We start from the raw sequence: 9,219 nt of genomic DNA, 5'->3' as shown, positions 1-9,219 counted from the left end.
CGCCGGCGGCCGGGCCCGCGGCGGCCGGGCCCGCGGCGGCCGGGCCGTTGAACGCCGGGTACGGCAGCACCGCCGGCCCCCGGTCCGCGTCCTGCGCCCTGGCCGGGCCGCGGTACTGCCCGGAGACGAAGCCCGCCTTGAACCGCTGGTAGGTGCTGGTGTCGACCTTGAGGTAGCCGAAGCCGGGCAGCGGCGGCAGGTGGAAGGCGTCCGGCGTCTCCAGCACCGTGCGGCTCTCCTCCGGCGAGAAGGTCCGCAGGCCCAGCCGGTAGGAGAGGTAGGTGTCCAGGCCCTTCAGCCGGCCGCCCTCGATCCGCTGGCTGGAGAGCAGCAGGTGTACGCCGATGCTGCGCCCGATCCGGCCGATCGACAGGAACAGCTCGATGAAGTCGGGCTTCGCGGTGAGCAGTTCGCCGAACTCGTCGATCACCACGAACAGGTGCGGCAGCGGCGGGAGTTCGGGCCTGGTCGCGCGCAGCATCCGGTAGTGCGAGATGTCCGCGGCGTTGCCGGCGTCCTTGAGGGCCTGCTGGCGGCGCTGCACCTCGCCGGCCAGGCTGGTGTGCACCCGCTCGACCAGGCTCGCGTCGTCCGCCAGGTTGGTGATCACGCCGGCGACGTGCGGCACGCCCTCGAAGGGGGCGAAGGTCGCGCCGCCCTTGAAGTCGACCAGCACCATCGACAGGTCCTCCGGCGGGTGCGTCGCCAGCAGCGCCAGCACCAGGGTCCGCAGCAGCTCGCTCTTGCCCGAGCCGGTGGCACCGACGCACAGGCCGTGCGGGCCCATGCCCAGTTCGGCGGCCTCCTTCAGGTCCAGCAGCACCGGCTGCCCGGCGTCGCTCAGGCCGATCGGCACCCGCAGGAAGGCCCGCTCACCGCGCGGCGACCAGAGCCGGGCCAGGTCGAGCCGGGCCGGGTCCGGGGCGTGCAGCAGCGAGGTGAAGTCCACCTGCCCCGCGGCCGCGGCCGCGGCGCCGTCCGCGGAGAGCCGCAGCGGCGCGAGCATCCGGGCCAGGCCCTCGGCGCCGGCCAGCGACAGCCCGTCCAGCGTGCCGTGCACCTCCACCGGCTGCGCGCCGCGCAGGTCCGCCACCGTCACCCGGTCGCCCTCGACGGTGATCCGCACCGCGACCTGGCCCGGCTCCGCCGTCCGCTCGGCCACCAGGTGCAGCACCGTGATCCCCAGCTCGGGCAGCGTCACCGCCTCGTCCGGCAGCGCCAGTTCCTGCGCCGGCCGGCCGTGGCCGTCGCTGACCACCAGCAGCCGGTCGGTGTGCCCGAGCCCGCCGCCGGCCGCCAGCCCGCGGCGCACCTCGGCCGCGTACGCCGCGCGCCGCCGCAGCTCGTCCTGGAGCACCACGGTGAGCTGCGCCAGACCGGGGGCCATCCGGCGGGCGTTGACCGGGCCGTCCCACTGCTCGCCGTCCAGCACGTGCGGCAGCCACTTGGCCCACGACCACTCGCCGAGCCGCTGCTCGGGGCAGGCCAGCGCGAGCCGCAGGTCGTCCGGCGCATGGGTGACCGCGGCGTGGGTCAACAGCACCCGGGCCACCCGCAGCACCGCCGCCCGCTCGCCGACCACGCTGACGTTGCCGACCCGGTCCAGCGGCACCGGCAGCGGCACCTCGCTCGCGGTGCGGAAGCGCTGGAGCAGCAGCTTGGCCTCGTTCAGCATGAACGGGTCCGGCGGGTTGAGCGCCTCGCCGCTCTGGGTGGCCAGCGCGATCGGGCGCAGCGGCAGCTCGCCGGTGCCCAGCCGCACGGAGAGGAAGTCGGGGTCCGTCCGGCGCCGCTCCCACAGCCGCGCCGGGTCCCGCACCAGGTCGTACAGCGCCTCCGGCGGCGGGGCGACCACCCGGGCCGCGGTGCGCAGTTCGCGCTCCTCGCCGGCGAGGTCCTCGCGCAGCCGCTCCAGGTACTCCAGGTACCGCTCGCGCCCGGTGCGGCGGGCCCGCTGCGCCTTGCCGCGCTGCGACACCAGCAGGCCGACGCTGCCCAGCACCGTGACCACCAGCACGATCGCCCCGAGCGCGGCGTACTGCCCGCTGCGGGTCACGGCCATCATCACCACCGAGCTCAGCACCCCGGTCACCGGCAGCAGGGTGCCGGCCAGGCCGCCGGTCCTCCCCTCCGGGAGGGTGGGCGGCGCCTCGACCGTGCGCGGCGCGACGAGCGCCGGCGGCACGGTGGTGCGCGCAGGACGGTGGACCAGCCGGGTGGTCATCGGCGTCGCCTCACTGACGGGTCGGGATGGGTGATCGGGCTTGGGACTTGTGACTTGGGGCTTGTGACTTGGGACTTGGGGGCGGGCGGCCGTCAGCCGCGGACGGCCAGGTTGAGCACCTCGGCCGCGAGTTCGGCGACGCACTCCCGGGTCCGCTTGGCGAGCGCCGCGGTGCGGATCGGCCCGCCGGCCGCCAGGTGGCGGTCGTAGGGGAGGGTCACCACCCGGACGCCGTCGAGCTGCAGGAACTCGGCCGCCGCGGTCAGGTCGATGCCCAGGTGCGGCGAACCGGTGGCCAGCACCACCACGGTGCCCGGCAGCAGCGAGCGGGACAGGCCGCCCATCCACTCCAGCACCACCCGGGTGGTGGCCACCCCGTCCGCGGTGGTCGGCGCCACCAGCACCCGGGCCTGGGCGGCGGCCAGCGCGCTGTGCGCCAACTCGCTGGGCAGCGACTCGCAGTCCACCACGCTCACGGTGAAGTACCGGCGCAGCGCCACGGCCACCGAGGTGAACACCGTCAGGTCCAGGTGCGCGCCCACGGTGCCCCGGCTGCCGGGCAGCAGCCAGCCGCCGTCCGGGAGTTCGACCAGGTACTCCTGGATCTGGTCCAGCCGCAGCGCCGGCGAGACGAACCGGGCCAGGTCGTCGAAGGTCCACCGCAGGTCGGTCGCGCCCAGCCGCAGCGGCAGGGTGCCCAGTGCGGGTTCGGCCTCCAGCATCAGCACCGGGTCGTGCCGGTAGTGCGCGTAGGCGGCGCCGAGCAGCGCGGCCACGGTGGTCTTGCCCGCGCCGCCGCGCACGCTGGTGACCGCGATCTGGCGACCGGTGGCCACCGGCTGCTGGAGGTCGCGTCCGATCCGGGCGACCCGGTCGACGTCCTGCGCCGCGGAGGAGGCGATCACCCGGCGCAGCGCCCGCCCGGTGCGCTGCAGCGCGGAACCGGCGGGGCGGGGGCGGAGCTGGGTGGGCGGCGGAACCGGCTCGAAGACGGGGACGCCGTCGGCGAGGCGCTGGCGCAGCTGGAGGGTGGCGTTGGCCCAGTCCGCGGGGAGGGGCGCGGGGGGTTGCGCGGGGGCCCGGGTAGGGGCCTGGGCGGGGGGTGCCGGGGGTGGGGGCGGGGTCGGCTTCGGCGGGGTGGGGGCCGGCGCCGGGGCCGGGGGCTTGGGTCGAGGCTTGGGCTGCGGCTTGGTGGGCGGCTTGGTGTGCAGCTGGAGGGTGGCGTTCGGGGGGAGCGGGACGGGGGTGGGCGTGTCGTGGTGCAGCTGGAGCGTGACGTTCCAGGGTGCGGGGGGCGCGGGTTCCGGGGCGGGGCGCGGTTCGGGGGCGGGCGGTGCCTGCTCCGTGGTGCGGGCCGGCCAGGCCAAGGGTATGCGCGGATCGGCGGTCCGCGGATCGGCCGCCGTCCGCAGGTCGGCCGTCTCCCGCGGATCAGCCGTCCCGCGCGGGTCGGCTGACCGCGGCTCGGCCGTCGCCTCCTCGGGCTCCGCGGCCGCCGCCGCCCGTGCCTCGTCCGCCGTCGGTGCCGCGTCCGGGGCCGGGGTGGCCGCCGGCGCCTGCGCGGGCGTGACGTTCAGTTCCACGAGCAGTTCGCTCAGGTCGTCGAGCAGCTTGCGCTGCCAGTCGTCGCCGGACACTCGCCCCCCGTTCAGAAGGCGCCGAGCAGCCGCGCGTACACGCCGAACACGCCGACGGCCAGCGGGAACAGCGCCACCACACCTGCGGTCTCCACCAGGTTGAGCCCTCGCCGCAGCCGCACCAGCACGTGCTCGGCCGGCGCCACGGCCAGCATCACCAGCGGGACCGCCGCCATGCCGCAGAGCAGCAGCAGCGGCCCGGGCACGCCGCCGTGCACCCGGTCGGCCCAGAGCACGGCCAGTCGCACCAGCACCGCCGTCCCGCCCGCGGCCAGCGCGACCACCTCCGCCACCAGCGGGAAGGCCCGCGCCCGGGTCAGCAGCACCACGGCCGTCACGGCGGCCAGCGGCACCGTCCACGGGCCCGGTGCCGCGACCGCCAGCCAGGCGCCCGCCACCGCGGAGGCGCCGGTGACCAGGGTGGCCAGCGCCAGTCCCCGGTGCGCCGCGGCCAGCGCCGTGCTCACCTCGTAGCGGCTCACCGAGGCGCCCGCGGCGCGCCGGTCGTCCAGTCCGGTCAGGCCGGCGCCGACCAGCGCGAAGCGCGGCAGCAGCCCGAGCGCGACCACCGAGACGACGGCGAGCACCGCCCCGAGCCGCGCCTGGGCCTGCGCCGGCGGCAGGTGCAGCAGCGCCGCCCCCACGCCCTCCCAGACGCCGCCGAGCACCAGCACCGCGGCCGCGCCGATCAGCCCGCCGCGGCCCACCGGCGAGAAGCGTCCCAGCAGTCCGAGGGTCAGCACCGCCGCACCCGCCAGCGCCGCCCCACGGGCCGCGACCGGCCAGCCGCCGCTGTCGGCCAGCGCCCAACCGCCCACCGCACCCAGCGTTCCGAAGGCCAGCAGCAGGCTGGTCCCCAGCGCGCGGTTGCCGAGCGATGCCGCCAGCACGCCACCCACCGCCGTCAGACCGGCGGCCCCGAGCACCCATCCGCCGGCCGCCGAGCCCAGCTCGGCGACCGCGCGCAGCCCGGCGACCAGCGCCAGCAGCACCAGCGCCAGGCCCGCCGTCCGCTCCCGCGCGGCAGCCCCCCAGCGCCAGGCGCGCAGGTCGAGGTCGTCGGCCGTCTCGTCGCCGACGTCGTGCACCACGGGGGCCGAGGGGATGTCCTGCTGACGGACCAGCCGGAGCACGGCGCCGTCGCGGACCCCGGCGTCGGCCAGCGTGCCCTCCTGCGGCAGGACGCTGCCGTCGGTGGTCACCAGCTGACGCAGCATCGGCTGGGCCGACACCGCGTCGTCGAGGAGTTCGAGCACCTCGGGCAGCAGCCGGCCGACCGGTTCGTCGGCGGGAAGCACCAGGTCCACCCGTCGCCGCGGCCCGACCAGAGTGACCCGGCTCAACCCGGCCGTCGGCCGGTCCGCTCCCACGCTCACCTGATTTCTCCCAAGGGAGCCCCGTCGCGAAGGTTTGGGATGGGGCCCTGAGCCGCATGGCGGCAGCGATCTCTGAGCATCTGCTGGGGCTGCACTTTCCTGCGCTGTCAGTGGGTGGCCGTAGGTTGACTGGCATGACGGTACGACAAGCCGCGGAGGGCGCCGGGCATGCCCGGTTCACCTATCGCTTGCGTGTGTCGTCCGCTGACCTCGCCAGGCTGGAAGCCGAGTGGGGTCGGTGTCGGTGGGTGTGGAACGAGTGCGTGGCGGTGTCCCGCAGGGTCCACCTGCACAACAGGGCCACCGATGAGAGGACTACGTGCGGCCCGGCGCAGCTCGACAGGATGCTGACCGAGGCGCGCCAAGCGATGGTGTGGTTGCGTGAGGGCGCCTCGGTGCCGCAGCAGCAGATCGTTCGGGATTTTGCCAAGGCGCGTGCCAAGGCGCTCAAGGACATCAAGGCAAAGCTGCCGATGCGTCAGCGGGCAGGGATGCCGAAGGTCAAGCGCAAGCGCGAGTCGCTGCCGACGCTGAACTACACCCGGCACGGATTTCGGATCAAGGAGGGGCGCCTGCAACTGGCCGGTGGCATCGTGCTGACCGTGGTGTGGTCGCGCGATCTGCCGTCGGACCCGTCCTCGGTGCGGGTGTACCGGGACAGTCTTGGCCATTGGTACGCCTCGTTCGTCGTGGCGGTCGATGTGCAGGTGCTGCCGCCCACCGGCCGGGCGATCGGTATCGACTGGGGCGTCAAGGAGATCGCCACCACGACCGATGGCGCGTACGACCTGCCGCACCCCGAGCACGGGAAGTCGGCCGCACAGAAACTGGCCCGCTACCAGCGGATGATGGCGCGTCGCCGGAGTCCGAGGAACAGGCCCGACACGAAGGGGTACCGCAAGGCCCGCAAGCAGGCCGCGAAGCTGTCCAAGAAGATCGCCCGGCAGCGGCAGGACACCGGCCGAAAGTGGGCCAAGGCGGTCGTGTCCGACCACGATTCGGTGGCCGTCGAGGACTTCAAGCCGAAGTTCCTCGCCAGGACCACCATGGCGCGCAAGGCCACCGATGCGGCGATCGGAGCAACGAAGCAGGCCCTGATCGATATGGGACGCAAGCACGGACGGACGGTGTATCTGGTCCACCCCGCGCATACCACGATGGAATGCGCGCACTGCGGAGCGAGAGCCAAGCACGCACTTCCCCTCTCCGAACGTACCTACACGTGCACCGCGTGCGGCACGTCCCGTCCCAGGGACAAGAACTCCGCCCACGTGATGCTCGTCCGGGCTGGTCTCAACCCGGCTGGTGTTGATCTTATAAGTCCTGTCACCTGCTAGGTGCCAGGCGAAGTGAGCCAGGAATCCCCTCCTCAGGGAAGGGAGGACTCAAATTCCGCAGAACCTATCGCAGCCCAGCGGACCTGTCCGCCGGGGAAGTCGGTCCCGGCGAGTGCCGCGCGGGCGTGTGCCGGGACGGGGACGGTGACCGGTGGGCGGTCACCGTCGGGGACGGCGCCTCGGGGGAGGGTTCCGCCGAGGCCGTGGCCGTGGCGGTCGGCGAGGGTGCTGCCGGCGACGCGCTCGGCGCCGGCGTCTGGTGCCCGCGCGCCGGGCCCGCCGCGGGCGCGGGCTTGTGCAGCAGTCGGTGGTCGACGAACGACCAGCCCACGCTCCCGGCACAGACCACCGCAGCCAGCGCGATGCCGCCGAAGAGCTTCCCCAACTGCTCGTCGGCCGAGCGCCGGGACCGCAGTGCGCCGTACAGCAGCGCGTCCCGCAGCCGGCGCCGGCGAGCCGCCACCGACTCCAGCACCTGGCCGTCGTAGTCCCGCCCCATCACTCGCCACCCGCCCGGGTCACCGTGCCGCCACCGCTTGCCGGCGCGGCACCGGAGCATATAGCCGGGCCGTGACGTCCGGTCACCGCGCCGCTCACGAGGCCGGCTTCAGGTGCCGCAGCAGGGCCTCCAGTTCGGTCCAGCCCTCGACCGACTCGCCGTCACCGAGCGGGTAGTAGAAGCCGGGCCGGGCCCGGGTGCCGAGCCGCACCGCCGGGCTGCGCAGCGGGACCGTGCGGGCCCGGTCGAGGTCCAGCTCCTCGACCTCCAGCGGGCCGACGGCGAAGCCGACCGGCACCGGCGGGCGCTCGAACCGCGGCGGCACGGTGAGGTCGCGACGGGCCTCGCGCAGGTGGCAGTGGAGCGAGCGCAGGCCGTGCCCGGTGGCCAACTCGTCGGCCAGCTGCGGCAGCACGTCCAGCGGCGGCCGGTCGGCCGCGTCACCGCGGTACCCGACGGTGAGGACGATCTCCTCCACGACGCCGGTGGGCGTGCGAACCGCCCGCAGGGTGGCGATCGCCGGGTGCCGCGGGCTGCCGACGACGACCGTCCAGGTCGGCTCGGGGGCGCGCTGCTGGGCGAAGTCGGTCAGCTGCTCGCGGGACCACCGCAGGTTCGCCGGCTCCGCGCTGCCCCAGGAACAGGGCGGCTCGCCGGTCAGCGCCCGCCAGGCGGTCTCCAGCGCGCCGCCGAGCACCAGGTCGGCGGTCGGCTCGTGGAAGGTGCGGATGGAGAGGGCGAGTTGGCGCTCCTCGGTGCGCTCGAAGGCGGTGAAGGCGGCGGCCACCGGAGTCTCGCCCCGGGTGTCGCGGGCCGGCGCGAAGACCCCGTCCTGCCAGCGGAGCACCGCGCCGGAGAGCCCGTCGAAGTACCCGTCCACCTCGTCCTTGACCACCCAGCGGGACGCCGTCTCGTGGAGCGGCGTCGCCTGGAGCAGCGAGCGGGTCGGCAGCGAGAGGCGGCAGTGCCCCGGGGTGACGACCTGCAGGCTGCGCCCGGACTCCGCCGCGGCCCGCAGCGCATCGGTCAGCCAGCTGGCGGCGGGCACCACGGGCCGGTCCTGGAGCACCACGGCCGCCCGCTCGGTCAGCACGTCCACGGCCGGCTGCGCGGCGGCGGGAGGCCGCGCGGCGGCGACGGCGGAGGTGTCGAGCGGTGTGCCCGGGTCGGCCGTGCCGGGTGCGTCCGGCGGCCAGACCTCGCCGCCCAGCAGCAGGGCGAGCCGCGCGGCGAAGCGGCCGGCCAGCTGCTCGGCCTCCGGCACGGCGGTGGACGCACGGCTCTCCACCCACCAGCGCGGCCCGTCCCCGAGTGAGGTCCCCAGCAGCCGGTCGGCCTCGGCGGGCGAGTGCAGCAGCAGCGGCGTCTCGACCGAGAGCAGCGGCCGGCCCTGCCGGTCGCACAACTGGATCACGGCTCTGTCGGCCGCCTGCTGCACCTGCAACTCCGGCCCGCCCGCGAGCAGCCCGGCCAGCACGCTCCACGCGTCCGGCATCCGCTCGGTGAGCGCGATCACGTCCTTGGTCATTCGTGGTCCGTCCTCGTTCCCCCGTCCGGCCCACCCCGGGTTCGGGGGTGCCGGGCATCCGCGCCGGTCAGGGTATCTGGGTGACTGTCAGGAGGGCCCGGTGGGTGGGCGTTCCCACACCACGGCGGCTGCGGCCAGGGCGGCGGCCTGGTAGGGCGGCAGCTGCTCACCGGGGGCGACGGACCTCCAGCAGGTACTCCGGCAGGCCCGGCGGCGCGTAGAACGACGACAGGGGCAGGACGACGGCCTCCTCGTACCGCGTGCCGCTGGGCTCAGCGCTCCCAGACCGGGACGGCCGCGGCCAGGGCGGCCGCCTGGTAGGGCGGCAGCTGCTCGCCGCGGGCGACGGCCTCGACGGGGTAGTGCGGGAGGTCGGTCAGGCCGAAGGGGGAGAGGCCCAGCCGGACGTGCGGCAGGTAGGCACCGGCCGCGGTCTCGGCGACGTACACCCAGGTCGCCGGGCAGGCCGCCGCCGCGGTCGGCTGCCGCCAGGCCCGCAGCAGCCGTTCGACCGGCGCGATGCCGGCCGGCCGGCGCTCCTCGTCGAGTTGACCGATCAGCACGGCGTCGGCTGCCGCCATGTCGCCGCCCGCCGGCGCCGCCCCCGCCGGCGCCGCC

Annotated in this window: 6 protein-coding genes and 1 pseudogene; 1 reads left to right on the top strand and 6 read right to left on the bottom strand. The window is 75.4% G+C overall.

The annotated features are described in order from the left end of the window. The 3 genes from eccCa to eccD all read right to left on the bottom strand — a co-directional run. Window positions 1–2,224, bottom strand: a 2,224-nt coding sequence (gene eccCa, locus ACQRUO_RS36720; RefSeq protein WP_428320511.1) for a type VII secretion protein EccCa, incomplete at its 3' end; no start/stop codon positions are given. Window positions 2,225–2,316: 92 nt separating this feature from the next. Continuing rightward, window positions 2,317–3,861, bottom strand: coding sequence for a MinD/ParA family ATP-binding protein (locus ACQRUO_RS36715; RefSeq protein WP_428320510.1), 1,545 nt, complete (start codon window positions 3,859–3,861; stop codon window positions 2,317–2,319). Between the two features lie 11 nt (window positions 3,862–3,872). Continuing rightward, window positions 3,873–5,231 (bottom strand): type VII secretion integral membrane protein EccD, encoded by a 1,359-nt coding sequence (gene eccD / locus ACQRUO_RS36710; protein WP_428320513.1) that lies wholly within the window; start codon window positions 5,229–5,231, stop codon window positions 3,873–3,875. A 140-nt stretch (window positions 5,232–5,371) separates the two neighbouring features. Between eccD and ACQRUO_RS36705 the strand changes: the two genes are divergently transcribed. After that, a complete protein-coding gene (locus ACQRUO_RS36705) occupies window positions 5,372–6,574 on the top strand; it encodes an RNA-guided endonuclease InsQ/TnpB family protein (RefSeq protein ID WP_428320512.1) in 1,203 nt (400 codons plus the stop codon). 306 nt (window positions 6,575–6,880) lie between these two features. Here the strand turns inward: ACQRUO_RS36705 and ACQRUO_RS36700 are convergent. The 3 genes and pseudogenes from ACQRUO_RS36700 to ACQRUO_RS36690 all read right to left on the bottom strand — a co-directional run. Further along, window positions 6,881–7,073, bottom strand: a pseudogene (locus tag ACQRUO_RS36700) (hypothetical protein); the annotation flags it as partial. 94 nt (window positions 7,074–7,167) lie between these two features. Next, the gene (locus tag ACQRUO_RS36695) at window positions 7,168–8,601 is read right to left on the bottom strand and encodes a DUF6177 family protein (protein ID WP_428320509.1); all 1,434 of its coding nucleotides are present in this window, start codon (window positions 8,599–8,601) and stop codon (window positions 7,168–7,170) included. Window positions 8,602–8,873: 272 nt separating this feature from the next. After that, a partial coding sequence (locus ACQRUO_RS36690; RefSeq protein WP_428320508.1) for a hypothetical protein occupies window positions 8,874–9,219 on the bottom strand: 346 nt, incomplete at its 5' end.

Source organism: Kitasatospora sp. LaBMicrA B282, from assembly GCF_050325825.1.
GTDB lineage: Bacteria > Actinomycetota > Actinomycetes > Streptomycetales > Streptomycetaceae > Kitasatospora.
This window is presented reverse-complemented; position numbering and strand designations above follow the sequence as displayed.

Bases quoted from the DNA above. Each gene is read 5' to 3' on its own strand.
- ACQRUO_RS36695 (WP_428320509.1), bottom strand. From the start codon at position 8,601: ATGACCAAGGACGTGATCGCGCTCACCGAGCGGATGCCGGACGCGTGG.
- ACQRUO_RS36705 (WP_428320512.1), top strand. From the start codon at position 5,372: ATGACGGTACGACAAGCCGCGGAGGGCGCCGGGCATGCCCGGTTCACC.